We start from the raw sequence: 25,794 nt of genomic DNA, 5'->3' as shown, positions 1-25,794 counted from the left end.
TGGATAACCTAAAGATATTTCCAGCATGTGTAATTTAGAGTTGCCTAAAACAGATTCGCACGAAGGGGCGGAACCGTTTAGCGCTCTCGGCTCCAAATAACTGTATGGGTATCGTCGCCGAACTGACTCTCAAGGGGAACGAGCTACTGCTCACTGATTCGCTCGAAGCAGTCCCGGAGATAGAACTCTCCGTCGAAGAGGACACCGCCGGCGAGTCGGGGCTCCCTATCTTCTACTTCTGGGCCACCGGGCGCGACTTCGACGACTTCGAGGCGGCGCTCGCCGAGGACGAGTCCGTTTCGGAGTACACCCTCCTCGAACGCCTCGAAGACAGACGCATGTACCGTGTCCACTGTTCTCGAACCTCCTTCTACGACGCCTACCGAGAGTCCGCCGCGACGTTTCTCGGAATAACCGCGAGCCACCGCGGGTGGGCCATGAACATGCGGTTCCCGACCCGCGAATCCCTGTTCCAGTACCGGAAAGTGTTCGAGAACACTGGCGTCTCGTTCGTTCTTCACCGCCTCTACACTGACACGGAAGACCCCGGGAAGTGTTACGGACTCACCGACAAGCAACGCGACACGTTGTTGCTCGCCCACGAAAAGGGGTACTTCTCGCAACCGCGGGAGACGACTCTGAAAGCGTTAGCACGGGAACTCGGCATCTCGTCACAGGCTACCTCCGCACGTCTCCAGCGCGGTATCGATACGCTCGTCACCGCAACACTTGTCGATGCCTCGCCGGTCCGCGACCCCGGATAAAAGGTTGCGTACTAAACCCGCTGGTAGACCCGTCCTCGTCGGGTAAAGATAGTCGATGGGAGATAGCGACATTCATCGCGTTGGAACCGCGTCGAACGATGCTGATGAGCAACCGGGCACCGTCCCCGATCAGAACGACATCGTAGAGCGGACGTTCGAACCCGGTGCGAACCCGGCGAGCGAAGCGGTCGTGTACGCACTGTCAGACGCCGCGGACACCGACCCGTTCGATATCGACCCCCTACACGAAAGCGTCGACACCGACGCACTTGACGCCCTCATCCGTCGAGTCGAAAGGTCGACCGCCCTCTCGTTCGTCCACGCCGACCACTACGTGTCCGTCTCGGGGGCGGGCCGTGTTGTCGTCGCGCCGGAGAGAACGGACTGACGGGACCGTTGGACCCGGACTCCGTTGAACTGCTGGACGGCGGCTTCTGTCGCTTTCCCGGTCCGGCGAAACTGGGGCGCGCTGTTGGGTGGGACCCGCGGCGGCCAGCGTAACCGCGACCAACCCGCCCCGGCAGTACTTTGACCGAGAACGCCAAGTGATAGCCATGACACGCGACGTCATCGTCGCCGGGGAGACGCTGATCGATTTCATTCCGGAGACCCCCGGCGCTCTGGACGAGACAGGAGCGTTCACCCGTCGCGCCGGTGGCGCACCCGCGAACGTGGCAGTGGGCCTGTCGCGACTGGACGAACCACCGCTGTTCTGGACCCGCGTCGGAGACGACCCGTTCGGTGACTTCCTCGCGCGAACACTCGACGAGTACGGCCTGCCGGACCGGTTCGTCGAACGCGACCCGAGCGCCAAGACGACGCTCGCCTTCGTCTCGCATCACGAGGTCACCGATGAAGACAGTTCATCGAGCCCTCGACCGTCTTCGTCTCCCGGGGACCCGGACCGGTCGTTTACGTTCTACCGAGACGGCACCGCGGACACGCGCATGCGATCGGGAACCGTCCCGGACGAAACGGTAGCCGAGGCGCAGTGGGTCCACGTAGGCGGCGTGACGCTGGCCGACGAACCGAGTCGGACGGCGACGCTCGACCTGGTAGAGCGCGCGGCGGACGCCGGCTGTACGGTCTCGTTCGATCCCAACGCGAGGCCGGAACTGTGGGGTAGCGACACGGAGTTCAAGACGGTCGCCGGATGGGTACTGGAACACACGGACGTGCTGAAGGCGACGCCGGCCGAACTCCGCTCGCTCGGTGCGTCGGGAGAGAGAACTGCTGCGCTCGCTCGGAGCGCCTGCGACCTCGGGCCACACACCGTGTTGCTCACCCTCGGCGGCGACGGCTCCGTCGCCGTCGCGACCGACGACGCGCCCTGGGCAGGCACGGCCCGCCACGGCGGCTACGACGTCGACGCGGTAGACACGACGGGCGCGGGCGATGCCTTCACCGCCGGCGCGATAGCCGCCCTCGTCGCGGGGCAGTCGTTAGACGAGTCGCTCGCGTTCGCCAACGCCGTCGCTGCGACGACGACGACCGAGAAGGGGGCGATGACGGCACTCCCCGGCCGGGATGAGGTCGCAGCGAGACGGAAGTAGCGGCGTATCACACACCGGGTATACCAGGTTCGGTGCGACGGCCGGACCGCCCGACGGCACCGTTCGTCGCGGTGTATACTGTCGCGACACCGAGGGTTTTTGTCCGACCGCGTCAGTGCGAGAGGTATGCATCCGAGCGCGGAACGATTCGCCCAGCGAGCGCGCGACGAGTACGACCTCGATATCGAAGTGACGGAGTTCCCCGCCGGGACGAAAACCGCGGACGACGCCGCCGACGCGGTAGGGTGCGAAGTGGCGCAGATAGTCAAAAGCATCGTGATGCGCGTCGGCGACGACCTCGTAGTCGCGCTCACCAGCGGCGAGAACCGGGTCAGTGAGCAGCGACTTGCCGACCATTTCGACGTCGACCCCTCCGACGTCGAACCGGCGTCACCCGCTGTGGTCAAGGATGCCCTGGGCTGGTCGATCGGCGGCGTTCCGCCGGTGTGTCACGACGAAGAGATCCCGGTTCTCTTCGACGAGACGCTCTCGGCGTACGAGACGGTCTGGGCCGCCGCCGGAACGCCCGACGCAGTGTTCCCGATAGACCCCGACGTACTACTGGACGTTTCCGGCGCGTCGGTCGTCGACGTCACCGAGTGACTGTCCCGCCGTTCGGCCCTCGGACTCCGCTGGACCCAGAGCGACGAGTCGGTCGTCGTCGACGGCAAGGTACAGTCGACCCGCGGCGGGCGTCGCCGGTGCGGTGACGCGGGCGGGAAAGGACGCGGTGAAGCGCTCCCCGCCGTCGTCGAGCGCGACCGCCGCGATGCCGCCGTTCAGTGGGACGTACGCCGTCCCGCCCGCGACGGTCGGTCCCGCGGTGACCTCGGCGGTCGTGGTCCGACTCCACCGCTCGTCCCCGTTCGAAGCGTTCAGCGCGTGGATACTTCCCCCTGCCGCCGACATGTCGGTGTCGCCCCCGCTCTGAGCGCCGCCGGCACCGTCACTGAGCGCGACCTCTCCGTACGCAGCGGCGCTTGCGGCAACCGTACCGTCGGCGACTGCGAGCGAGCGCGGGACCGCCGATGTCCCGAGATCGCGCGTCCATTCCGATTCTCCCGACGCCGCATCGAATACGAACACGCGGCCGCCGGCACCGTCCTCGTTCTCAGTCCGGGCGGCGAGATACGCTAGCCCGTCGCGGACGGCGGGCGCTGTGACGTTGGCCGTCTCGTCGCCGACCCGGCGTTCCCACTGCCGTTGCCCGTCCTCGGGGGACAGCGCCAGCAGCCTTCCGTCCGACCGACCGACGTAAACCAGATCCTCCGTGATCGCGAGGGGATCGCGGACGTTCCCGCCGGACTCGCGCGTCCAGCGGACCGTTCCGTCCCCTGTGTCGATAGCGATAACGCGACCCGGGGTACTGGAGCCGCTGGCGACGACGTACACCGTGCCGGGTTCCGTGGACCGGCTCCCGCCACCTCCGGTGACTGTCGGGGCCGCCGCGACGCTGCCGTCGACGGAACGGTTCCACCCCGTATCGCCCGTTACCGCGTCGACTGCGACGACGCGCCCGTCGGTACCGGCCGCGTACACCGTTCCGTCGACGACAGCCGGCGTGCCCGCGAGGGGTCCAACGGCATCGAACGACCAGCGCTCGTCGCCGGTTTCGCCGTCCAGCGCGCTGACTCCGCCGCCGGATGCACCGACGAACGCCACGGAGCCGTCGCCTGAACCGACGAGTTCGTCACCATCCTTACTACCAGTAGCGCCCGCCTCGGAACCGCTCTCTCCGGCACTACCGCCGACGCCCTGGTCGACGATTGCGGGGGCAGTGCGAACATCGTCCTGCGTCCACCGGACCGTCGTGGCGGTGTCGGGCCCGCGCCCCGTAGCGTCGACTGCGGTGTTTGCGGCGTCGAACGCGGACTGTCGCCAGTTCGCGGCAGCGGCGTCGAGTGCCGATTCGGTCACCGTCTCGTCGTCGTGATGGACGACCGCCCGGCCCGGCAACCCGCCGTCGAACGTCACGACGGCCCGGTACTCGATGGCCGTGAGACACTGTACGCAGAGGTCGACGTCCTCGCGTTCGACGGTTCTGACAGTCAGATCCAGTGCGTCCGCGCCATCGTCGTACGCCGCGCCGGCGAGTTCCGCCGTGTAACACGCGCTCGGCGCGGCGACGACGCCATCGACCGTAACGCGGTCCGCCGCCGCGTCGGCCTGAACGGTCGCGCGCTGGGAGCCGTCGCCGCACCCGCTGTCGCGCACCGTCAACTCGGCGTCGACGACCGTCGGAGCCGCCTCCTGGGCGTCCGCGACGCGACCGTCGATGCCGAAGGCGCTGGCGACCGCACCGCCCAGACAGGCTGCCGTCCCTCTGAGGAAGATACGGCGTCTCATGGACGCTTTCCAACGACCTGCGTTAAGTCCGTTCGGGGTCGCCTACGGACGAACGCGGACAGCGGCACTGGGGAACCGCTCCCCGTAGCGGTATTCAGGATCAAGGGAGAGAGCGGGGGAAACCGACGTAGAGGGCCGGCGGCGTGCGTCCCGACGAGATATGTGTCGTAACTGTTCCCGTCCGGCGGGAAGATGCATACATTTAATCACTCGTGCGGGCGAAGTTGAAAACGATGGGATCGTTATCCGAGTTGTTCGCGCCCGAGAGCGTCGCAGTCGTCGGCGCAACCGACCGCGAGGGGTCGGTCGGTCGGGCCATCGTGACGAATCTGCGTGACGAGTTCGACGGGAGCGTCGTCCCGGTGAACCCCAACCGGGAGTCGGTTCTCGGCCTCGACTGCTATCCGGATGTCGGGAGCGTCCCCGACATGCCCGACCTGGCTGTCGTGGTCGTTCCGCCTCAGATCGCCGTCGACGCCGTCGAGGAGGCCGCGGAGGCGGGCGTCGAGAACGTCGTCGTCATCACCGCCGGGTTCAGCGAAACCGGCAGCGACGGGGCCGCCCGGGAGCGGGAACTCGTCGCCGTGGCAGAGGAACACGACCTCAACCTCGTCGGCCCCAACAGCCTCGGCGTGATGAGCACTCCCGTCGACATGAACGCCACGTTCGGCCCGGAGAAGGCGCTTCCGGGGTCGCTCTCGTTCATGAGTCAGTCCGGCGCGTTCATCACCGCCGTGCTCGACTGGGCGAACGACCAGGGACTTGGCTTCAAAGACGTCGTCTCCCTCGGAAACGAGGCCGTTCTGGACGAAACTGATTTCGTCCAGGAGTGGGGCGACGACCCCGACACCGACGTGATCCTCGGCTACCTCGAAGGCATCGACAACGGCCAGGAGTTCATCCGTACCGCCCGCGACGTGACCGACGACACGCCGATAGTGCTCGTGAAGTCGGGCCGGACTGACGCGGGCGCGCAAGCCGCGTCCTCGCACACCGGCTCCATCGCCGGGAGCGACGAGGCGTACGAGGCCGGTCTCGAACAGGCGGGCGTCCAGCGCGTCGAGACGGTTCAGGAACTGTTCGACTACGCCCGGGCGCTTTCGGGGCAACCGCTCCCCGACAGCGACGGCGTGGCCGTCGTCACGAACGCCGGCGGCCCCGGCGTGATGGCGACGGACGCCATCGGCGATTCCCGCCTCTCGCTCGCGTCGTTCTCGGACGAGACGATCTCGGCGCTACAGGACGCTCTGCCGGACGAGGCGAACGTGTACAACCCGGTCGATACGATCGGAGACGCCGACATCGAGCGGTTTCGGTCGGCGATCGACGTCGCGCTGTCGGACGACGGCGTCGGCGCGGCGGTGGTCGTCTCCGCCCCGACCGCAGTCCTGTCGTTCGAGACGCTCGCCGAGGAGATCCTCGCCCTACAGGAGAAACACGGCAAACCCGTCGTCACCTGCCTGATGGGCGGCGAGAGCACCGAGGCGGCGGCGGACGTCCTCCGCGAGGGCGGCATCCCGAACTACTTCGACCCCGCCCGCGGCATCCGGAGCCTCGAAGCGCTCTCGGAGTACCGCGATATCCGGGACCACACGGTCGAACCGCCCGCCGAGTTCGACGTCGACCGCGAGCGAGCGCGGGACGTGCTTCGCGGCGCGAAGCGACGGGGGGACAACCGCCTCGGCGTCGAGGCGATGGACCTGTTAGACGCCTACGGCATCCCGACGCCGGAGGGCGACATCACCGACGCGCCCGAGGATGCAGTGTCGGTCGCACAGGACATCGACGGACCGGTCGTGATGAAGATAGTCAGCCCCGACATCCTTCACAAGTCCGACATCGGCGGCGTGAAAGTCGGTGTCGAAAACGAGGACGTGTACGACGCGTACGAGGACCTGATCACCCGCGCCCGGAACTATCAGCCCGACGCCACGGTGATCGGCGTTCAGGTTCAGGAGATGGTCGACCTCGATACGGGCACCGAGACTATCGTCGGGATGAACCGGGACCCGCAGTTCGGACCGCTCGTCCTGTTCGGTCTGGGCGGTATCTTCGTCGAGATACTCGAAGACACGACGGTTCGTGTCGCCCCCGTCGGCCGCGACGAAGCGACCGAAATGATAGACGAGATCAAAGCCGCGCCGCTTCTCCGCGGTGCCCGCGGCAGAACGTCCGCTGACGAGGGCGCGATCGTCGAAACGATCCAGCGGCTCTCGCAGTTGGTAACGGACTTCCCGGCGATACTCGAACTCGACATCAACCCGCTCGTCGCGGGGCCGGACGGAGTACAGGCAGTCGACATCAGACTCACCGTAGACACCGACAAGCTATGACCCACACCACGCTCGTGACATCGATAGACGAAAGCACCGGTAAGACCGCCATTACCCTCGCGCTCGCCCAGTTGGCACGGGAGGGCGGCGAGTCGGTCAGTTACATGAAGCCGAAGGGGACCCGTCTCCAGAGCAACGTCGGCAAGACGATGGACGACGACCCGATGCTCGCGCGGGAACTGCTCGGCCTTGACGCCGAGATGCACGAGATGGAGCCTATCGTCTACTCCCCAACGTTCGTCGAGCAGGCGATCCGCGGCCGCGAGGACCCGGAGGAACTTCGCGACACCGTCGCTGAGCGGTTCGACTCCATCGCCGCAGACGCGGACCACGTGTTCGTCGAGGGCGGCGGCAGTCTCACTACCGGTGGCATCGTCGACCTGACAGACGACCAGATAGCCGATATCATCGACGCTCGTGTCGTGCTCGTCGCGACGTACGAACGGCCGAGCGACGCCGACGACATCATCGCCGCCGCCGACCGACTGGGCGACCGCCTCGACGGCGTCGTGTTCAACCTCGTCGCGGACGCGAACTTCGACGCGCTGGAAACGGACGTCGTCCCCTTCCTCGAAGGGCGCGGGATCACCGTCTACGGTGTTCTCCCCCGCGACCGGGATCTGGCGGGCGTGACTGTCGGCGAACTGGCGGAAGAACTGGCCGCAGATGTCGTTACTGACGTTCCGACCGACGGGTACGTCGAACGGTTCAGCGTCGGCGCGATGGGTGCTGACGAAGCGCTGCGACATTTCCGGCGGACGAAAGACGCCGCCGTCATCACCGGTGGCGACCGCGCGGACATCCACACGGCGGCGCTCGAAGCCCCCGGCGTCAGATGCCTGATCCTGACCGGCGGGCACCGGCCGTCCGGATCGGTCGTGGGGAAAGCCGCCGATAAGGGCGTCCCGATCCTGCTCGTCCAGACGGACACGCTGACGACGGTCGACCGGGCGGAAAAAGTGGTCCGCTCGGGACGCACCCGCGACGCCGAGACTGTCGCGACGATGCGGTCGCTGCTCGCTGACCACGCCGACGTGGACGGCTTGATCGGTCACTGACCGCCGAAAGACGCCCGCTGATCGCAAGGAATACCGTCGCGGCGTTGGAACTGCCGCTCATGCCGGCCGTCTACTTCAATCTCGACCTGACACTCACCCGGATGGAGCGTCCCTTCGACGCTCTCGCCGTGGAGGTTCTCCAGCACGCCGACGTTCCGGACCCGGAGATAGATCCGACGAAACACTCAAACCTGTTCTTCGACCGGTTCCTCGAACTGGAGGACGATCCGCTCGTGGGTTCGTACGCGGCGTACTTCGACGACATAACCACCGATGTCGACGTCTCGGCCGAGGAGGCCGCTGACCTCCAGAAGCAACTGGAAGTCGACGCCGTCCGCCCTGCCGTCGCGGACCTCCCGGGCCTGGTCGAAACCGTCGGCGCGGAGCATGCCGTCGGCGTCCTCACCAGCGGCTTGCCGGACCTCCAGCGCGCGAAACTGGAGAAACTGGGGATCGCGGACTCGCTCGACGACGTGGTCATATCGTACGAACGCGATGCGACGAAAGCGAGCGGAGACCTGTTCGCCGCGGCCGAAGCGGCGGCGGACGCCGAGACGTTCGTCTACGTCTCGAACCACGACTCCGACCTCGAAGCCGCCGAGGCCGCGGGGTGGAAAACGATACCGGCCGATGCGACAGAACTCGCGGACGGTCCCCTAGAGCGCATCTCCGACGCGCTGTGACCCCCGCTGGTGGCTACGGCGACGGGTCGATCCGACCATCGGGTTTACTACGTTGCGGTCGCGTTCTTCTCGAATGATCGTGTTCGGATACGTCAGAATAATGTCGATTAATGGAGCGGGTGCCGTCACGGTAGGCGACGTGTTCGCCCTCGCCACGGTGTCGATGCTGTCAGTAGCGCTGCCGTTGTCAGTAGTCGCGGCGTACGGGTTTCGTAACGCCCCGTTCGGCGCAATGCTGAAGCCCCTTCCCGTGACCATCTTCGCGTTCATCCTGTCGGAGGCTATCTCCCTGCTCGGGGGCGAGACTACGGGAACCGGATATCTTGTGTTCTCGTCGATCGGCGTCGGAGCGGCGTTGGTGGCGACCGTCAACGGGATCTTGCTACTCACTGAACGGAGGGCGGTCTGAGATGGACATCGCCGGTGCGGTGTTCGTCACCCAATCCGTCCTGCTTTTCGTGACCGGCGCGTTACTCGTCTATCCGCTGGTCGCCTACGCCCAGAACGTGGCGTACACGGAGGGGTTCGTCTTTCTATCTCTGGGGTTTCTGGTCTTTACCGCGACGTACATCCTGGGAACGTTCGGGATCGGGGCCTTCGGGGTCCGAAGCGCACTTCACTTCCTTGCGACGACCTGTATGACAGTCGGGATCTGGTCGTTCGCCAGCGAATTCGTCACCACCGAATCTGACGCCTTCGAAATAGTGGATACAACGACAAGCGGAGGGTTCGACCGTGCTAACGACGAGTAACCGCGCCGATCGCCGGGAGCGGATCTCGGTCGACCCGGGGACGCAGTGCCTGCTCTCCGTCCCGTCGATGCGGTCGCCGCTCGAACGTCTCCCCGCGGACGCGTTCGAAAACTTGCTCGTGGTCTCCGTCACGCGGTCGCCAACCAAGATCGAACGGACCGTTCGCGAGATGGGCGGCGAGCCGTCGAAAGTAGGTGTCGTCCCAGTTTCCGGATCATCGATCAACTACGACGGTCCGCTGTGGGTGGCCGATGTCGTCGGTCCCACCGACCTCACCGGCATCAACCTCCGGTTTTCCAACGCGATGCGTCACGTCGAACCCGGTGCCGGGTGGGTCGTTTTCGACAACGTCAACGTCCTACTGATGTACGCCCAGTCGGACAGCGTGTATCAGTTCCTCTCCGCGGTCATCTCGCAGGCCCGCAGCCGGCAGGCCAGAGGCGTTTACGCGGTAGTCCGCGACGCCATCACTGACGAAACGTATGCGAGCGTTCGAGAACTGTTCGACGAGGAGTTCGCGACCGATGCGTGACTGTGCGGCCGTCGATGCGCTCGTGGGCGGTCGGCTGGAACCGGTGCCGAGCGATCGCTCGGAGAGCCGCGTCCGTGCGGGCGGTCACGCGGCAGGGGTGTACTCGTCGAGCGGGTCCTCTAACTCCCCGGTGATGGCTTCCCAGGCGTCGGTCGCCGTTAGTAATCCGACGACATCACCCGCATCGACCACGAGAGCTAACTCCTCTCCGGCCGACTGAAACCGATCGATAGCGTCGCTGACGGACGTCTCGGAATCTATCTCGACGGCGTCGCGGGAGATGTCGGTAAGCGTTGTTTGTCCGGACCGAAGCGGTTCAAGGTTCCGTAAGACGTCGGGCGAGTACACGACGCCGCGGAACCCCTCGAAGTCGCCTTCTACCAGCGGAAACCGGACGTACGGGTGTTCCTGCATCCGAGCGAGGTTCGTCTCGAACTCGTCCTCGACCGAGAGGGGGACGACGCCCTCGCGTGGCACCATGATCTGTCCGACCGGTTCGTCGCCGATCTGGAGGGCGTTCAGTATCTCCTGTTCCCGTTCGTCCGAAACCGGGCCCTGACTCAGCGCTTCGTTTATCTCGCTCCTGAGCGCTGCACGCGTCGAGATCAGTTCCTCTTCGTCCTCCGCCCACGGGCGAGTTACGTCGATTCCGAACAGTCGGAGCGTCGCCTTCGCCACCCAGTCGCCGAAGGCGATCAGCGGAGTGATCGCCTTCGTGAACCAGTACAGCGGCCCGGCACCGTATCGTGCGACGAATTTCGTCTTCTCGATGCCGAGGTACGTCGGCGTCTGTTCGCCGTGGGTAAGATGGAGGAGATTGATGATGATGAACGCAAGCGTCGCACCGACCACGTGACCCGAACCGCCGGGAAGCGCGACGGGCAAAGCGCCGGAAAGCACCGCAGTCAGCGGCGCGAGGAGTTCGACCAGGGCCGGTTCGGCGACGACGCCCAGCGCGATGCTCGAGGCAGTGATCCCGACCTGGCAGCTCGTGAGGTAGATCTCCAGGCGTTCGGTCATTTCCCAGGCACGCCGGAGACCGGGATCGTCGAACTCCGACTCGTCGTACTGCCGGACTCTGGTCAATGCGAACTCGATAGCGACGAAAAAGCCGTTGGCGAGGATCAGGGCGACCCCAGTCAGCAATCGTCCGCCGGTGACGATCGAGACCATCGGGTGGCAATTCGTCCCCTGAAGTCATATGGATGACCGTCGGGACGGCCGGCGACAGTTCCTATCGGACTGAACCAGCACGGTCGCCCCGCGAACCGCGCTACGGCGGCTATCCGGACCCGCTTGTCGCCGTTCGGGACCGGTTTAATCGCGATAGAACTATAGTAGCCACTGAAAGTCATTGCACACCCGATCGCACGACAGCTGTGCGATCGGTGTGTAAATCGTTTCAGCTGTTACTATAGCGCTACCGACCGCAGTACGAGTTCGTGAACCGCGACGAGGACCGTCACCGCGAGGACGATCACTGCGCCGGCTCGGACGGTAGGGAGAACGCCTAGAGCGACGATGAGCGTCGTCGCACACGCCGGCGGATGGCTCGTATTCGTGGCCAGCATCCCGACGCTCGTCAGCAGGACCGAAAGCGCCGCGGCCACAGCGAGTCCAAGTGTCCCCTCCGAGAACGCGGGCAGCGAGGTTGACAGCGCCACGCCCGGGTCGACCAACCCGTAGGTGACGAGTCCACCGATGACGCCGACAGTGTGACCGCCGATGACCCGCCGGGGCGTAACCGAAGACCCTCGTCGAGCCTTCGCCATGAGAAAGGCGGACGGTCCGAGACTCGGGAAAACGAACGGTTCGCCGGCGGCCCAGGCGACGCCGCCGAGCACTACGAGCAAAAGACCCGCATACACCGCCGTCGCCGCGTCGTGCTGGTCCACATCATCGGCTACGCGCGTGCTGTCTGAAGTAAGGCATGATCGCCGTCAGACTCCCGGTCGGGTCTACTGCCGACTCTCCGTGTCGGCTATTTCGCGTATCTGACCGATAGAACACCTTCGGTGACGCACGTCTATCAGTGTAGCAAAAGCGATACGGAGCCACCGAACGGGGTTTCCCCCGTTTCGTCGGGCCGACCCGGGCAAGTCAACCCGACGTTGTTTGCCGGTTGTCAGAGGCACCCCGGCATTAGAGATACACCGTTGCCTCGCATATAACCTCACCTCCCGAAATGAAAGTCAGCGTTTGATTATAATCACATATATTTTTTGTATAATGATCCAACAGCATCCGATACCGGCCGAGACTGTCGCCGCGCGTCTGACTAACAATTAAGGCACACCCTGCCCACCGGTTCTGTATGGACGACACACCCCAGGAGATCACTGCACTCGTCGGGCGGGAGGTGTACTCGAACGGCGGCGTTTTCGTCGGCGAGATCGAGGACGTGCGCCTCGATCTCGACACGGAACTCGTCACTGGCCTTGCACTACGCGAACTCAATCGGGACCTGTTCGCGGGCGTTCGCGACGACGCCCGGGGCGTCATCATCCCGTACCGCTGGGTCAAAGCCGTCGGTGATATCGTACTGATAAACGACGTGATAGAACGGATCCAACGCCCCGAGGACGAAAGCGAAGAAGCGGTCGTTTAGGACCCGTTCCCGCTCTCGCCGCTCTCGACGCCCATCGCGTCGAACAGTTTTCGTTTCACCGCTTCCTCAGTCAACTTGAGGAGCGTATCACGGTTCTCCTCGTTCGTCTCGATGCCCGTGAAGATGCCGAGCGGTATCTCCGCGCTCGCCTGCGTCGAGTGGCCCGCGGCCTCGCCGATCTCCGCGTAGGCGTCCGCGAGCACCTTCCCGATGTTCATGCGGATGTCCTTCGACCGCGCGGCGAGGTAGATGGTGTCGTCGGCGATGCCGAACACCGCGGTCGTCGTGATCCCTTCGAGGTTCAGGAGGTGTTGTGCGGCCTGCGCTAGGGCGTCGCGGTCGCGGATGAACCCCGCGTTCGAAACGAGATGACTCCCCTGGACTTCGCGGTTCGTGATCGCTTCCGCGAGGACGTCCAGCGTCTCCGGGGACATGCTCGGCGACTCGACCTGTTCCAGCGTATCGTGGTTGGCGAACGGGTAGAGATACGCCGCCGCCGTCAGGTCGGCGGGCGTCGTATCGCGTTTGAAATCGAGCGTCTCCGCACGGATGCCGTACAGCAACGCGGTGGCGACCTCCTCGCCGACGTTCATGTCGAACTCCTGAATGTACTTCGTCATGATCGTCGATGTCGAGGACATGTTCGGCCGGACGTCGACGAACGACGCGTCGTAGTCCTCGTCGGGTTCGTAGTGGTCGATGAGGATATCGACGGGCAGGTCGTGGTCGACTTCCGATGACTTCGCGTGGTCGACGAGCGCGACCGTATCGTACGTGTCGAAGTCCTCGACGGCGGTCCAGTCGTGGAGTTCGATCCCCAGGAGATTGACGAACGCTCGGTTCTCCTGATGGCCGATGTCGCCGAGATAGAAGATGTCCGCTTCCACGTCGAGGTGTTCTGCGATAGCCTGCAACGCGGCGGCGCTTGCGATCGAATCCGGATCCGGATTGTCGTGAGTGAGTATCGCGACCTGCTCTTTCGTGTCGCTCAGGACGTCGCTCAACTGGCGCGCCTTGTACTCCAACTCGCCGGTTTCTAGCGACCGAAGCGCGGAATCGGCGATGACGGCGGACGGGTTGATGACGTGGTCCGCGCCGAGTTCACGGAGTTCGTCGCTGGAGACGGGGTCGCTCGCGCGGACGACGACGAACTGGTCGTCGTTTTTCTCGCGAATGTTCGCTACTGCCGCCTTGTTCGCCTCTACGTCCGAGGACATGATGAGGATCACATCGCGGCTCGCGACAGTCTCGGCCACGGACTCGTCGACGATGTTCGCCTGCTGAGCGTTCAGGTCCTGGTCCCGCAACGCCTCGACCCGGCCTTCGTCCTTGTCGACGATGAGCACGTCTTTCCCCTGGTCTACGAGTTCCTCCGCGACCGCGTGACCGACGCTCCCGCAACCGAGAATAGCGTACGTCGAAATCGAGGAGATAGTTACGCCAGTGTTCATTTGCCGCTCTGTTACTTCGGACGATACTTAACGGTCCCGAACCCGCTCTTTCCCCGACGAAACCCGCGAATGAGCGCTACTTTCACTGGAAGAGAGGCAGAATATATGTCTACCGAGTCATCTCGCTCCACGCCGAGATGGTTCTTCAGATAGTAGATCTAGAGAGGCGTAGACGCTATATTGGGCGTCTAAAACGTGTTATTTTACTTCCGCCGAGATTGGAATACGATCCGAACCTGTTATACTCTTCGACTGAATTATCCGAGCACGCCCACCAATCTGCCGACGACTCGAATTCCGCGGTGCCGATCCCGCGTCGTCGGCTACACTACCTATCTCAATGACACCGCCCATCTCAATGGAGGTCAAACCGTGCTTCTCGACAAAATGAAACGCCTGTTTGCCGACGAGCCCAACGTGGTCCACGAGTGTCGCCGCTGTGGCACCTCCCTTAGCGCTGACGAGGACATGTGCCCCGAATGCGGTTCGACCGAATCAGCCCAGTTCGAGATCGAGTGACTGGTCGTTGCCTCGAGTACCGTCGTGCTCGCGTCCCTGATTCTCGGACAGTCCCGCCGGAGAAACAAAACGTATTTTAGTACACCCCGGTAACTCTCGGGTGTATTGGGCCGGTAGCTCAGTCTGGCAGAGCGTCTGACTCTTAATCAGACGGTCGCGTGTTCAAATCGCGCCCGGCCCGCTCTTCTGACGAACGCTAGTGAGTCGAAGACTCGCGCGTTTCGTCTCCGACTCCTCACAGCTGTTCGAGTTTGTCGCCCCCGCAGGACGGACAGACCAGATACGACGTCTCGTACGTGAGATCACAGTGCGTACACTGGTACTGTTCGGTCGGGGGTTCCCCGAGTGCACGGATGCGGTCGAGGACGTTCATGGCGTGTGTTCACTTCGTAGTGTGTGTTGTTAACTGTTATCGTGATCGATCGTCCGGTTCCGCACTTGCTGCCGCCGTCAGCCGGGTCCCAACGAGATCGGTCAGGACGGACGTGCCGCGGAGAATTCCGTGACTGGAACGGGCCGTTCGACTACGCTGGCCGCGACCGGGCAGCCAGATACACCACCGCCAACTCGTGGAGAGCCGGGTTCGGCATCGCGTACGGACGAGCGTCATGGACGAAAGCGAGCGCGTCGCAGAACGTTCGGTCTTCCTCGGCCGCGAGCGCCGCCGCGATGACCGTGGTACTCCGCGATATCCCGGCTTTACAGTTGACTAAAACGGATCCCTCTCGACGGTACAGCGTCCGGGCAGTGTCGACAGCCGACTCGAAGACGACCCACTCGTTCCCGGGGCCATCGGTCAGGGGCCGATGATGCGTCGTGAGCGGCTGTGTCTCGGTAGTCGCCGAAAGGACGTAGTCGAACGTGCGGTCGTGTTCCTTGGGGTCGGCCGCAAGTCTGTTCCCCAGATAGAGCTCTCTCTCGCCGATCCGGCGGATGACTGGTGTCTCCTCCACGTACCCTTTCGGTCGGACGAGCGGGTCCGAAGAACCGTACTCCCCGTCCGTAGTCGCTCTCTCGTCGGGTGTCACTTCTCCATCCAATCGCTCGCCCCTATTAACTCTACAGCAAACCTCTCGAAGCCGGGAGCGGAGGTCGGCGGACAGCGGACGGCAATCAACGGGGATTTGATACAGGTGGACCGGTCGGCGGTTTCCGCTCGTTCGACCCGTGCCAGTGTCGTCAAAACTTCTTTGGCGTATCCTGCTGTATCTCGAGACGTATGGCGGGCTTCGAGACCTACGACTGTGCGGGCTGTGGTCGCGAGTTTACAGCGCATCCGAGTTCGAACGCGGCAGAGAGTGCGGCGTGTTCACCGCGGTGCGTGACGGCTGGCAACTGATAGAGGCCGTTGTAACTGTGTACCGGCATTCGTCGACACGGGGTCGACGAACAACTACCGGACAGACGTACAACAGTCCCTACGAGAGACCGTTGTCCGAGCCTACTCGTCCGGACTGTAGTTCGGCGCTTCGTCCGTGATGACGACGTCGTGGGCGTGGCTCTCGCGCTGGCCCGCGGAGGAGACGCGGACGAACTCCGAGCGCCGTTTGAACCCCGGTATCGTCTCCGCGCCGACGTACCCCATCCCGCTTTGCATACCGCCGGTTAGCTGGTGGAGTTCGCTCTGGAGACTTCCCTTGTACGGCGTTGCGGCCTCGACGCCCTCGGGAACGTACTCCTCGTCGTCCTCGGGGGCTTCTTTCAGGTAGCGGTTCTCCTCGTCGTCACCGCCTTTCATCGCGCCGACGCTCCCCATGCCGCGGTACTGCTTGTACTTCTTGCCTTTCATCGTGATGACGCGACCGGGTGCCTCGTCGGTACCCGCGAAGTACGACCCGAGCATGACCGCGTCCGCGCCGGCGGCGATAGCCTTGATCGCGTCGCCCGAGTAGCGGATGCCGCCGTCCGCGATGACGGGAACGTCATGCTGACTGGCGACGTCCGCGACCTGCGCGACGGCCGTTATCTGAGGCATGCCCGACCCGCTGACCACGCGGGTCGTACAGATGCTTCCCGGGCCGATACCGACCTTCAGACCGTCGGCGAAGTCGACGAGAGCCTCGGCGGCTTCTCGCGTTCCGACGTTGCCGACGACCACGTCCGCGTCGATGGACTCTTTGATCTCTTCGGCACCCTCGATCACGTTGTTGTTGTGTGCGTGCGCGCAGTCGATGAAAACCACGTCTGCGCCGGCCTCGTCGGCGGCCGCGGCGCGGTCAGTTTCGAACGGTCCGACGGCGACGCCGGCGATCAGTTTCCCGTCTTCGTCGCGGGCGGCGTTGTCGTACTCGCGCCGCTGGAGGATGCCCTGCATCGTGACGAGACCGACCAGGCGGTTCTCGTCGTCGACGATGGGCACTCGCTCGATCTTGTACTCGTACATCAGTTCGAGCGCTTCGCGCGCCGTGACGTCCTCCGGGGCGGTGATGACCTCGTCAGTCATCGCCTCGCGGACTTCGTCGCTCTCGCCGACCTCCAGATACGGGCGGATGTCCGTACCGCTGATGATACCGAGTACCTCGTCGTCGTCGTTTACCACTGGCGCTCCGCTGACGCCCTTGCGGCTCATCATCTCGTCGACGTCGCGGACGGTCTGGTCGGGACGCGCGGTGACGACCTCCCGGATAATGAGTTCGTCCGCGCGTTTGATGCGCACTATCTCGCTGACCATCTTGTCGACGTCCATGTTTCGGTGTAGGACGCCGAGACCACCCTGGCGCGCCATCTCTATCGCCAGGTCGCTCTCGGTGACGGTGTCCATCGCTGCCGAGAGGACGGGGACGTTCAGGGTGACGTTCGTCGAGACACGCGTCGAGAGGTCCGCCTCGTCCGGTTCAACGCTGCTCTCTTTCGGTCGGAGCAACACGTCGTCGAACGTGAGCGCTTCCGGTACGCGTAGCTTCTCGGAGAAAGTGCCGTCGTCAGGAACGTCGTTCGCCATGTAAACTGTCGGGCTCCCCCGCCCAAAAACGTTGCGAGATGCCCGGCGCTGTGGGAGCCAGCCGCACGTCAGATCCCCCGAAATCGGACACTCAGGGGCGTGCATACACGTCTCACGCAATGCTTATTCTTCGGGCGACTCGATAGCCGAGTATGGACTCCGCCAGTCCCATCGCACCGTCTCGCGCCGGTCAGACGAGCGCCGACTCCGACACCCTCCTCTCGTTCTTTGCGATGGCGACGGCATTTAAACGGTCGCGGACACTCCCCCCGGTCGAGTGGCGGGAGAACGTTGACTGCGGGCACGACTGCGGCTCAGACCACCTTCCGGCCGCGGGGAACGGCCATGCTGGTTAGCCTGCGATGACTACTTCCCGAAACCAGATCGCACTCGGCCTTGAAGAACGGCTGAGCGATGCGACCAAGCTACTCGCGACGATCATGTGTCTGCCGCTGGTCGACGGCATATTCCCCGCGCTGGTTCTCGCCGGCGCGCTGGACACCACGGCGGGCATCCTGCAGGTCGGCCTGCTGGTGTTCGGCGGGAGCGCAACGGTCGCTGTCATCCTCGCGGAGATGGACGGAACGCCGCGGGAGCAGGCCCGAACTGTTCTGATCGTCGGCGCGGTGTTGCTCGTCGTCGCGGCCGTCGAAGCGGCGCTCGCCCCGACGATACAGAGCCTGCTGAACCTTGAACTGTTCGAGCGCTTCGCGGCGCTGGTCATCGCGGCCGTCGCGGCCCAGACCGCGAGCGCGCGAATCGGTGAGTACCTCCCTCGGCCGGCGGTCATCGTCGGCCTGGGACTCATCGGCAGTCTCGACCCCGCCGGTGCCGAACTCGTACTGGTGCCCGACGCCGCGTTAGTCCTGCGAGCGGTCGCCTCGGCGGGCGTCGGTGTCGGCTTCGCGTTCCTCGTTGCTCTGCTCGCTCCGACGCTGCGTGAACACGTCGACATCGACCGCTTCAGGTTCGGCAGTGCCGTCGCCCTCGGTCTCCTGCCGCTGTCGTTGCTCGGCATGCCGTTCGGACGCGCGCCGCTCGCCGTCCTCGCCGTGACCGCGCTGTTCGCGTTCGACCCCAGCGGAACGGCGACGGTCCGCGAAGATAGTACCCACGCGAGACATCGCGACTCGGCCCCCGACCGCGCCCTGCCCGACGGAGGACAGGACGCCGAGGACTCCGACGAGGCTGTCCAGTCCGTCGACGCGCCGATATCGGCCGAGGGACGCGCCCCGTGGCTGTAGAAGCGAACGCTTACTTCCCCCGACCGACTTCTTCGCGTATGAGCAACCGCGTCGTGCAAGGTCGTATGGTCACGGCCGAGTCACTGGCCGAGATGATCGAAGGCGAGGATATCATGGAAGCGGAGGCGATTATGGATGCGGACCGCGAGTGTCCGAACTGCGGCGAGGACGTGCTTCAAGTCGGTTACATGCCGACCGTTACCGAGTTCGTCACTGGCTACAAGTGCCAGGACTGCGACTGGGCCGAAACTGACCGGGAGTAACCGCCTGCGCTCGGTCTTGAATCGAAACCACTTTACGAAACTCCGACCAATCGACTATCGCGGGGTCGTGGCCAAGCCCGGAATGGCGACTGACTCCAGAGGTTTCAGCGCCCGGTGACGACATCCCAGACTGATATACCGAGCGACCGACTGATCATCGGTCGCGTTGACGACCCTCTGGGGTACCGAGGCGCGCCGGAGATATCAGTCGATCGGGGGTTCAAATCCCTCCGACCCCATACCATATATTAACCATTCTTAGCATTGCTGATGGGTTCCTATTAGGAGAAAACAGTTCTCCGAGACGCTTCTTCGTTGTGAATACGTCACGGTTCGGTCAGCAAACAATACTGGAAACCGACTCACAACCACTGCTAGTCCGTCCCGAACTGGTTTCGATGAAGAAAGCCGGAGAAGGTCCGTAGCAGAATCATCGCCAGTAGTAGCGGCTACGTCTCATGGACGTTATGCGGCCGGTATAGCGTGAATCGTGTGCTCACTACACGTGCGAACTTATCAATCCGAACTTTGCCTGCGGTTAACCAGTAGTACAGGGACAATCACCAGCATTGCAAGCAACAGACCGGCTCCGATGATAACAAAAAACATGTCTGATTCCCCTTCTGTTGTCACGTAATCATACGACAAAGCAACCGCCATGACTCCCCCGAACCCGATGAAAAGTAGTTGGCGAACCTCCGAAGACCAGTGCCTAGAGGGGACGTTCATGTTATGTGAGAGGACATCTGCAGGCAAATACGTATGGGTGATGATTGATTAGTCCATGCTCGATATTCATCAATTCGGTAGCATTATTGCTCTCTCAAGAATTCGAAAGGAATGTGGATCAGTAGGTATCGGCTTCGTTGAAGGGGTTACGTTCGCCCCTCGACGGGTCCGCATACACGAACCAGTTTTTCAGTCCATCGGGTTACGGTAATTCAGTATGTCCTGCACTCTCCGCGCTGAAGAATCGAAATGCGCTCGTGCTGTCACAGACGTTTACCAGAGTGGCTGTTGAACGGCGTATATGGTCGAACACACCCGGACATTGGGTTTCTGGGTTTCCTTTGCGTTGGGCTAGGCACGATGATCGCGGCGGGGATCTTCTCGTTGTCCGGCCAGGCGGTGGCCGTGGTGGGAAGCAGCGCTATCATCTCGTTCGTCATCGCCGACCCGCACCGGCGATGACCGGTAAATCGTTACAACAATCCGTATGAGGAAACATCGCCGGGAGCGCTCCGTTCCTAATCCGTTCTACCGACAGCACGGTCTCCTGCCCGGCGCGAAAATCGCGATACTAGCAAAGTACGAAGCCTCCCACCGTCACTCCGATTCCTAGTCCTCGTAGTGGCCGAAGATGTCCGTCACGTCCGGCGTTGCCCCTTCCGCCGAGTACACGGTCAGGAGGTCGCCCGGCCGGAGCGGGGTGTTACCCTGCGGCGTCACCGGTTCGTCCTCGCCGCGCTCGACGGCGACGATGAGCACTTCGCCCTGCAACGTGCCGTCGGCCGCGGCCTCGCGGATCGTCTTCCCCGCGATGGGGGCATCCTCGTCGATCGTGATCTCGAACACCTCTGCCGCCTCGCCGATGCGCATGTAGTCGACGATAGAGGGGCGTACGACCGCCCGGAAGAGGTGTTCGGCGATGAGCCGCGACGGGTTCTCCATCGTGCTGATCCCGATCTCCTTGAACAGGTCCATGTGGTCGGGGTCGTGGACGACCGAGACGACGGCCGGCACTTCGCGCTTTTTCGCCAGCAGGCAGACCATGACATTTGTCGCGTCGCGGTCCGTGGTCGAGATGAGCGCGTCGGCCTCGTCGACGTCGGCATCGTCGAGCGTGCTCATCCTCGTGGCGTCCGCGTTGATGACGATGCAGTCGTACTCGTCAGCGATGCGGTCCGCGGCAACCTTGTCGGTCTCGATCACGACGACTTCGTGTCCGGAGCCCGTCGCGAGATCGATCAGCGGCGTGCCGATCCGACCCGCTCCGACGATGATTATGTACATCAGACGAGCTACGACGGCCACCCTCCAAAGTTCCGGGGGCGGCAGATCACGCCCCGTCCGTGGCGACCCCCCGATACGCGACGTAGAGGACGAACAGCCCCACGTACGCTCCCGCGAAGACGGAAGTGACCGCCGACCGGCCGAGCAGTGCGAGCGAGGAGACGACCAGCGGCCCGGCCAGCATGAACGCCGCGAGCACGCGGTCCTCGACGCCGAAGCGAGCCGCGAAACGGACGAACGGTATCTGTTCTGGATTCATTCGTACACGTTGAACTTCTGGAAGAGGCCCCGAAGCAGGACGAGCACCGGGATTATCTCCAGGCGCCCGATCCACATGTTGAACAGGAAGATCGCCTTCGCAGGCGTCGGCATGTCTGGGCCGGTGATACCCGAGGAGAGGCCGACGTTGCCCTGGGCGCTGGTCACCTCGAATATGACGTTCTCGAGCGTGAACTCCCCCGATTCGATGGGCAACACGAGAAGCAGGACGAGCGTACTCACCGAGAGGAAGACCACCCAGAGGAAGGAGATGATGGCCGCCTCCTCGATCTCGCGGGCGGCCTCCGCGTCGTCGAGCTTCCGGCCGTCGAGCCTGAACCGGCGAACGACGGTGTCCGGGACGAACACGCCCTGAATTCGATACAGCGTCCCCTTGGTGAACGTCGCGACGCGGATGAGCTTGATCCCCCCGACCGTCGACCCCGCGGCCGCCCCGATCGACATCGCGAACGCGATGGCCAGTTGCGCCTCAGTCGGCCACTTCGGCCCGAGGCTGCCGGCCGTCTGGAACCCGGTACACGAAAGCGCCGAGACGAACTGGAAGGCCCCGTAGCGAAACGCGGCGAACGTCGACTCATAGGTGTCTTGCCTGTTCAACAGCCACGTGACGGCCGCGGAACCGACTGCGAGGAACCCGAAAAACCAGCGGGTCTGCAAGTCGGTGTAAAAGTTCCGTAGTTGTCCCTGTAGAATTAGGTAGTGAACGGGGAAGGCGATTCCCCCCAGGATCATCACCGGAAACAGCGCGAAGTCGATGAGGGTGCTGTCGTACGTGGCGATCGAGTTGTCCGTGATCGAAAACCCGCCGGTCGAGAGACCGGTCATCCCGTGGTTGATCGCGTCCCACGCGGGCATCCCGGCAAGCCACAGCAGCGTGATCGAGAGGAACGTAAACAGGAGGAAGATCCACCAGATCGTCCGCACGGTCGAGATGATGCTCGGATGGATCTTCTCCTCGCGTGCCTCGCTCTCGTAGAGTGTGAGCGATCCGCTCCCGGGCCGGGCGAGGATAGCCGTGGTGAGAACGATGACGCCGACGCCGCCGATCCACTCGATGAACGACCGCCACCACTGCAGCGACCGCGGGAGCGACGACTCGTCGTCAGTCATCGTCAGTCCTGTCCCGGTAAACCCGCTCATACTCTCGAAGAAGGCGTTGAGAGGATCGCGGAAGGCCCCGACCGTACTCGCGGCCCGCCCAGTGAGGTCGGGTGCGTTCAGAAGAGCCGGGTCCAGGTGGATCGTCCAGGCGACCAGGTAAAACGGAAGGCTACCGAATATCGCGACGAGGAACCATCCCGACGCTGCGATCATCATGCCGTGGAGCTTTCCGACCTCTACCGCACCGCCGAAGTAACTGGTGAGGGAACTCCCGATTGCCAGCGGGATGAGGCCGGAAATGATCAGCGCCGGGACCGCGTAGAACTCTCGCCAGATGAGGGCGACGACGACAGTGGCCGCCATCATGAGCGACAGCGCCTGAAGCATCCGACCCAGGTCGTGAGCAAGCAACTTGAACTCGACCATCCATAAGAAGATATCTTCGTACACGGGTTTATACGCCAGTGTAACGTGCGTGATCGCTTTCGGGTCTGGCTCTGTTACCGCGACAGCACCACTGTAAACACGACAGAGAGAAGACCGTCCTACATTTCGCGACGACGGTGATGAATCCGGCCTGGGTAATTGCGGACGAAGATGGATCCCTTCTCTCACATCCCGTCCTTGGCGGTGTGGCGCTCTCAACCGCAACCCAGTTTCCTGGCGTCCCGGGGTCAGTCGTACGTCCGGTAGTTCACTGACCCGACGTCGATCCGAACCAGTGTGTTTTCAGCGTGTGCGTCCTCGGCGACGCCGTATTTCGCGTTTATTCGGCGGTTGGTCTCGCGGAACGCGTCCTCGTCTTCGATCACCGTTGCCGTCCCGCGTAGCGTCACCATCCAGTGAGGGTCTCCGTCTTCGTCTTTCTGCACCGAGAGCGCGACGCGCGGGTTTTCTCGGACGTTCGCTAACTTCCGACCGGTCGTCACGATCTCGACGACGCCGTCGTCGTAGACGTACCAGAGGGGAGCGACGTGCGGGCGGTCGTCGACGCTCGTTGCGAGATGCGCCATCAATGGCTCGCTCGTGAGTAATCGTTCGGCCTCGGATGTAGTGGTGTCAGACACGGTTTCGCGTACGCGCGCGTGACGGGTATGATTTTGTACGTCGCTGAACGCGAGCGGGCAGTGGTGGTCGAGGGGGTCGGTCCCAGCCTGATGTCAATCAATACTGGAATAAGGGAGTACACCATAGCACCGCTCATCGTGGCGAACACTCAGGTAACACTCGTTCAGATCGATAATTACGGTCCCTGGACGGTGACTCCGGAACCGCGACGCGAGGTCGATCTCCAGACGATGCAGTCCCGCCTCTACGCCGACCTATCGCAACTGGTCGGCAACCGCGACGGGTACGTGTTCTTCACCCGATTCGACAATATGATCGCGGTGACGAACGGTCTGGATATCGACGACCACGCGCGCGTTCAGGAGTCTATTGGGAACCGATATCCGGTCTCTATCAGTCTCAGCGTCGCTGCAGCCCCATCACCGGTCGCGGCGCTCGACGATGCGACTGCACAGTTACAGGACGCCGGGAGCGCACAGGACAAAGGCCGCAGAGAGATCCTCCGCGGAGAGTCGCTCTCTGATCTCGAACGGAGCGACGACGACGTTCAGATCGCACATTTCGACGTGATCAACGCAACCGGAAAGTACACCGACGAACTCAACGCCTTCGACTCGTTCATCACTATCGAGCAGGGGTACGCGGAACTCATGCGTTACATGCGTCGCGCGCACGAATCGCTCTCGTTCTTCGTGGGCGGCGACAACGTCATCGCCACCTGCCCGGACCTCGACGCCACAGAGTATCAGGACGCCATCGACCACGTCGCGGAGAGCGTGGACGTGGACTTACAGGTCGGCGTTGGACGTGCGAGCAACGCACACGAGGCCGGTATGGCGGCGAAACACGCGCTCGAACAGTGTCGGTACAACGGGACGCAGGTCGAACGAGCGAGCGATCTGGCTCACGGCGATTAATCCGCCGCGAGTTCGCCCCCGTCCGACAGTAGGTCGCCGACCGCCTCCGCCTGTTCCTGGTAGCGGTTCCGTATCGTGATTTTGCTCACGTCCGCGATCTCGTGGACGTCACCCTGCGTACAGTCTTCCTTGTGAACCGTCGCAGCGTAGTACACTGCAGCGGCGGCGAATCCTCGCGGCGACTTACCGGAGGCCAGTCCTCGGTCGGTGGTGACGGTGACGATGTTCTGAGCCAACTCTCGCGTTTCATCGGGAAGGCCGAGCTGTTCGCAGTACTCGTCGACGTAGTCGTTCGGGTTGAACGACTGGATCCGCGTTCCTAACTCCGACTGGATCCACTTCGAGCGCCTGTAGAGATACTTCTCCTGGAGGTCAGCCTCTTCGGCGATATCTGTCGGATGGACGGGAACGTTCTCTTGCTTGCACGCCAGATACAGAGCCGCCGTGGCGATCACGTCACAGGGTCTCCCTTGCTGTGTCTCAGGCGTGTACACCTGGTGGAAGATGGCGTATCCAGTTTCACACACACTGTCAGGCAGGTCGAGTGCGCTCGCGACAGTGTGGATCTGTTCGCTACCGCTCTCACGCAGGGCTTCGATATCCATGATTCCCAACGAACCGACGTGTTCGTGTCTCCATTCAGCCCGCACACATCTATCTCTTTCGTCGATTTCGAACATTACCAACATACTACAGGAACGTTAATTGCATAGTAACCGATTCGACGGCCTTTTATGATTACCTCGCCTCGAATAGGATGCGACGAAACACACGCGGAGGGCGAGAGATTCCTCGTCCCTCCAGGTGAATTTCGGACTACTACGGGCCGACCGAAGATGAACGGGTTTAAGTACCTAAGTACTCTACAATCGAGTCCGTACTCGGACGCCGAGTTGGCGAGCATCGTGCCGCCATCCCGGGGTTCTGTCGGGCTTCGGTCCGACGGAGCCGGGTCGAAGGGTTTATGTACCCTTCCGGCTCTACAAATTAGTCCGAAGAAGTGAGGCGGGACGTCCCGCCTCGGACTTCCCGCGGACCGATGTCCGCAGGTGGGTTCGACGGGTTTATGTACCCGTCGTCCACTACAATGAAGTCCGAAGGACATGAGGATTCCACCCCTGCGGTCCGCCGTACACGATGGGATCTGATGTTAGCCTTGGTAGTTCGGTGACACCCGATCGGTCGCGATCCGGTTGTCGCCGAATTACGGACCACGCAAGATGGTGTATACTCGTCTGAGTATACCCGCCACGCCCCCTGGCCCTTAGTGGCCAGGTACATTCCGGTTGATCCTGCCGGAGGCCATTGCTATCGGGGTCCGATTTAGCCATGCTAGTCGCACGAGTTTAGACTCGTGGCGAATAGCTCC

The 25,794-nt window shown here is 63.2% G+C and carries 29 protein-coding genes, 2 tRNA genes and 1 rRNA gene; 19 read left to right on the top strand and 13 right to left on the bottom strand.

The features are described from left to right. Nucleotides 1–104: 104 nt before the first annotated feature. The 4 genes from EYW42_RS04465 to EYW42_RS04450 all read left to right on the top strand — a co-directional run bounded on the left by EYW42_RS04465 (nucleotide 105) and on the right by EYW42_RS04450 (nucleotide 2,920). The gene (locus EYW42_RS04465; RefSeq protein ID WP_135534067.1) at nucleotides 105–764 is read left to right on the top strand and encodes a helix-turn-helix domain-containing protein; all 660 of its coding nucleotides are present in this window, start codon (nucleotides 105–107) and stop codon (nucleotides 762–764) included. A 55-nt stretch (nucleotides 765–819) separates the two neighbouring features. Continuing rightward, a complete protein-coding gene (locus EYW42_RS04460; protein ID WP_135534066.1) occupies nucleotides 820–1,152 on the top strand; it encodes a HalOD1 output domain-containing protein in 333 nt (110 codons plus the stop codon). A gap of 166 nt (nucleotides 1,153–1,318) precedes the next feature. Further along, nucleotides 1,319–2,317 carry a carbohydrate kinase family protein gene (locus EYW42_RS04455; protein ID WP_135534065.1) on the top strand — a complete coding sequence of 333 codons (999 nt, stop codon included), beginning with the start codon at nucleotides 1,319–1,321 and terminating at the stop codon, nucleotides 2,315–2,317. 126 nt (nucleotides 2,318–2,443) lie between these two features. Beyond that, nucleotides 2,444–2,920 carry a YbaK/EbsC family protein gene (locus tag EYW42_RS04450; protein WP_135534064.1) on the top strand — a complete coding sequence of 159 codons (477 nt, stop codon included), beginning with the start codon at nucleotides 2,444–2,446 and terminating at the stop codon, nucleotides 2,918–2,920. On the opposite strand, the gene EYW42_RS04445 is transcribed toward EYW42_RS04450, so the two are convergent. After that, nucleotides 2,876–4,663 carry an outer membrane protein assembly factor BamB family protein gene (locus EYW42_RS04445; protein ID WP_135534063.1) on the bottom strand — a complete coding sequence of 596 codons (1,788 nt, stop codon included), beginning with the start codon at nucleotides 4,661–4,663 and terminating at the stop codon, nucleotides 2,876–2,878. The two genes, EYW42_RS04450 and EYW42_RS04445, sit on opposite strands and share 45 nt — an antisense overlap. Nucleotides 4,664–4,896: 233 nt before the next feature. Here EYW42_RS04445 and EYW42_RS04440 point away from each other — a divergent pair, with 233 nt between their 5' ends. The 6 genes from EYW42_RS04440 (at nucleotide 4,897) to EYW42_RS04415 (ending at nucleotide 10,021) form a co-directional block, all read left to right on the top strand. Further along, on the top strand, nucleotides 4,897–6,996 hold the full coding sequence (locus tag EYW42_RS04440; protein ID WP_135534062.1) for an acetate--CoA ligase family protein: 2,100 nt from the start codon (nucleotides 4,897–4,899) through the stop codon (nucleotides 6,994–6,996). Continuing rightward, nucleotides 6,993–8,054 carry a phosphotransacetylase family protein gene (locus EYW42_RS04435; RefSeq protein ID WP_135534061.1) on the top strand — a complete coding sequence of 354 codons (1,062 nt, stop codon included), beginning with the start codon at nucleotides 6,993–6,995 and terminating at the stop codon, nucleotides 8,052–8,054. Before EYW42_RS04440 ends, EYW42_RS04435 begins: the two co-directional genes overlap by 4 nt. A 59-nt stretch (nucleotides 8,055–8,113) precedes the next feature. Then, entirely contained in the window at nucleotides 8,114–8,737 is a 624-nt protein-coding gene (locus EYW42_RS04430) for an HAD-IA family hydrolase (RefSeq protein ID WP_135534060.1), read from the top strand. A gap of 100 nt (nucleotides 8,738–8,837) precedes the next feature. Further along, nucleotides 8,838–9,146, top strand: a complete 309-nt coding sequence (locus EYW42_RS04425; protein ID WP_135534059.1) for a hypothetical protein — start codon at nucleotides 8,838–8,840, stop codon at nucleotides 9,144–9,146. A 1-nt stretch (nucleotide 9,147) separates the two neighbouring features. Then, nucleotides 9,148–9,489: a hypothetical protein gene (locus EYW42_RS04420; RefSeq protein ID WP_135534058.1), complete on the top strand. Its 342-nt coding sequence runs from the start codon at nucleotides 9,148–9,150 to the stop codon at nucleotides 9,487–9,489. Then, the gene (locus tag EYW42_RS04415; RefSeq protein WP_135534057.1) at nucleotides 9,473–10,021 is read left to right on the top strand and encodes a DUF7504 family protein; all 549 of its coding nucleotides are present in this window, start codon (nucleotides 9,473–9,475) and stop codon (nucleotides 10,019–10,021) included. Before EYW42_RS04420 ends, EYW42_RS04415 begins: the two co-directional genes overlap by 17 nt. An 84-nt stretch (nucleotides 10,022–10,105) precedes the next feature. Here EYW42_RS04415 and EYW42_RS04410 read toward each other — a convergent pair whose 3' ends face one another. Continuing rightward, nucleotides 10,106–11,194: a CNNM domain-containing protein gene (locus EYW42_RS04410; protein WP_135534056.1), complete on the bottom strand. Its 1,089-nt coding sequence runs from the start codon at nucleotides 11,192–11,194 to the stop codon at nucleotides 10,106–10,108. Nucleotides 11,195–11,433: 239 nt separating this feature from the next. Further along, nucleotides 11,434–11,916, bottom strand: coding sequence for an HPP family protein (locus tag EYW42_RS04400; protein ID WP_135534054.1), 483 nt, complete (start codon nucleotides 11,914–11,916; stop codon nucleotides 11,434–11,436). A 419-nt stretch (nucleotides 11,917–12,335) separates the two neighbouring features. Here EYW42_RS04400 and EYW42_RS04395 point away from each other — a divergent pair, with 419 nt between their 5' ends. Further along, nucleotides 12,336–12,629, top strand: a complete 294-nt coding sequence (locus EYW42_RS04395; RefSeq protein ID WP_135534053.1) for a PRC-barrel domain-containing protein — start codon at nucleotides 12,336–12,338, stop codon at nucleotides 12,627–12,629. Here the strand turns inward: EYW42_RS04395 and EYW42_RS04390 are convergent. After that, nucleotides 12,626–14,080, bottom strand: coding sequence for a DHH family phosphoesterase (locus tag EYW42_RS04390; protein WP_135534052.1), 1,455 nt, complete (start codon nucleotides 14,078–14,080; stop codon nucleotides 12,626–12,628). The genes EYW42_RS04395 and EYW42_RS04390 overlap by 4 nt on opposite strands. A gap of 372 nt (nucleotides 14,081–14,452) precedes the next feature. Between EYW42_RS04390 and EYW42_RS19715 the strand changes: the two genes are divergently transcribed. After that, nucleotides 14,453–14,599, top strand: a complete 147-nt coding sequence (locus EYW42_RS19715; RefSeq protein WP_168192954.1) for a hypothetical protein — start codon at nucleotides 14,453–14,455, stop codon at nucleotides 14,597–14,599. Nucleotides 14,600–14,706: 107 nt separating this feature from the next. Then, a tRNA-Lys gene (locus tag EYW42_RS04385) sits at nucleotides 14,707–14,780 on the top strand. A gap of 54 nt (nucleotides 14,781–14,834) precedes the next feature. Here EYW42_RS04385 and EYW42_RS19415 read toward each other — a convergent pair. The 3 genes from EYW42_RS19415 to guaB all read right to left on the bottom strand — a co-directional run bounded on the left by EYW42_RS19415 (nucleotide 14,835) and on the right by guaB (nucleotide 17,540). After that, nucleotides 14,835–14,972, bottom strand: a complete 138-nt coding sequence (locus EYW42_RS19415; protein WP_161972908.1) for a hypothetical protein — start codon at nucleotides 14,970–14,972, stop codon at nucleotides 14,835–14,837. A gap of 151 nt (nucleotides 14,973–15,123) precedes the next feature. Beyond that, nucleotides 15,124–15,627 carry a dual specificity protein phosphatase family protein gene (locus EYW42_RS04380; protein ID WP_135534051.1) on the bottom strand — a complete coding sequence of 168 codons (504 nt, stop codon included), beginning with the start codon at nucleotides 15,625–15,627 and terminating at the stop codon, nucleotides 15,124–15,126. Nucleotides 15,628–16,040: 413 nt separating this feature from the next. Next, nucleotides 16,041–17,540, bottom strand: a complete 1,500-nt coding sequence (guaB, locus tag EYW42_RS04375; RefSeq protein WP_135534050.1) for an IMP dehydrogenase — start codon at nucleotides 17,538–17,540, stop codon at nucleotides 16,041–16,043. A 152-nt stretch (nucleotides 17,541–17,692) separates the two neighbouring features. On the opposite strand from guaB, the gene EYW42_RS04370 reads away from it, so the two are divergent. The 4 genes from EYW42_RS04370 (at nucleotide 17,693) to EYW42_RS04355 (ending at nucleotide 19,286) form a co-directional block, all read left to right on the top strand. Next, complete coding sequence (locus EYW42_RS04370) at nucleotides 17,693–17,896, top strand: hypothetical protein (RefSeq protein ID WP_135534049.1); 204 nt, start codon at nucleotides 17,693–17,695, stop codon at nucleotides 17,894–17,896. A 6-nt stretch (nucleotides 17,897–17,902) separates the two neighbouring features. Further along, nucleotides 17,903–18,784 carry a DUF5794 domain-containing protein gene (locus EYW42_RS04365; protein WP_135534048.1) on the top strand — a complete coding sequence of 294 codons (882 nt, stop codon included), beginning with the start codon at nucleotides 17,903–17,905 and terminating at the stop codon, nucleotides 18,782–18,784. Nucleotides 18,785–18,822: 38 nt separating this feature from the next. After that, nucleotides 18,823–19,047 (top strand): DUF5795 family protein, encoded by a 225-nt coding sequence (locus EYW42_RS04360; protein WP_135534047.1) that lies wholly within the window; start codon nucleotides 18,823–18,825, stop codon nucleotides 19,045–19,047. A gap of 61 nt (nucleotides 19,048–19,108) precedes the next feature. Next, nucleotides 19,109–19,286: transfer RNA gene (locus tag EYW42_RS04355), tRNA-Trp, on the top strand. A 277-nt stretch (nucleotides 19,287–19,563) separates the two neighbouring features. Here EYW42_RS04355 and EYW42_RS04350 read toward each other — a convergent pair. From EYW42_RS04350 to EYW42_RS04330, 5 genes are all read right to left on the bottom strand, one after another. Further along, the gene (locus EYW42_RS04350) at nucleotides 19,564–19,776 is read right to left on the bottom strand and encodes a hypothetical protein (RefSeq protein ID WP_135534046.1); all 213 of its coding nucleotides are present in this window, start codon (nucleotides 19,774–19,776) and stop codon (nucleotides 19,564–19,566) included. Nucleotides 19,777–20,385: 609 nt separating this feature from the next. Further along, nucleotides 20,386–21,060 (bottom strand): potassium channel family protein, encoded by a 675-nt coding sequence (locus EYW42_RS04345; RefSeq protein WP_135534045.1) that lies wholly within the window; start codon nucleotides 21,058–21,060, stop codon nucleotides 20,386–20,388. A 46-nt stretch (nucleotides 21,061–21,106) separates the two neighbouring features. Then, nucleotides 21,107–21,319 (bottom strand): hypothetical protein, encoded by a 213-nt coding sequence (locus EYW42_RS04340; RefSeq protein ID WP_135534044.1) that lies wholly within the window; start codon nucleotides 21,317–21,319, stop codon nucleotides 21,107–21,109. Next, complete coding sequence (locus EYW42_RS04335; protein WP_135534043.1) at nucleotides 21,316–22,866, bottom strand: TrkH family potassium uptake protein; 1,551 nt, start codon at nucleotides 22,864–22,866, stop codon at nucleotides 21,316–21,318. The genes EYW42_RS04340 and EYW42_RS04335 overlap by 4 nt, the downstream gene beginning before the upstream one ends. A 248-nt stretch (nucleotides 22,867–23,114) precedes the next feature. Next, nucleotides 23,115–23,507, bottom strand: coding sequence for a pyridoxamine 5'-phosphate oxidase family protein (locus tag EYW42_RS04330; RefSeq protein WP_135534042.1), 393 nt, complete (start codon nucleotides 23,505–23,507; stop codon nucleotides 23,115–23,117). Nucleotides 23,508–23,645: 138 nt separating this feature from the next. Between EYW42_RS04330 and EYW42_RS04325 the strand changes: the two genes are divergently transcribed. Further along, a complete protein-coding gene (locus EYW42_RS04325) occupies nucleotides 23,646–24,425 on the top strand; it encodes a GTP cyclohydrolase III (RefSeq protein ID WP_135534741.1) in 780 nt (259 codons plus the stop codon). Here EYW42_RS04325 and EYW42_RS04320 read toward each other — a convergent pair. Then, entirely contained in the window at nucleotides 24,422–25,030 is a 609-nt protein-coding gene (locus EYW42_RS04320; RefSeq protein ID WP_161972907.1) for a transcription initiation factor IIB family protein, read from the bottom strand. The genes EYW42_RS04325 and EYW42_RS04320 overlap by 4 nt on opposite strands. A gap of 674 nt (nucleotides 25,031–25,704) precedes the next feature. Between EYW42_RS04320 and EYW42_RS04315 the strand changes: the two genes are divergently transcribed. Further along, nucleotides 25,705–25,794, top strand: a 16S ribosomal RNA gene (locus EYW42_RS04315); the annotation flags it as partial.

The organism is Halostella pelagica, assembly GCF_004762015.1.
GTDB classification, from domain to species: domain Archaea; phylum Halobacteriota; class Halobacteria; order Halobacteriales; family Natronoarchaeaceae; genus Halostella; species Halostella pelagica.
The sequence above is the reverse complement of the archived record's forward strand: the minus strand, read 5'-3'. Positions and strand labels throughout refer to the sequence as shown.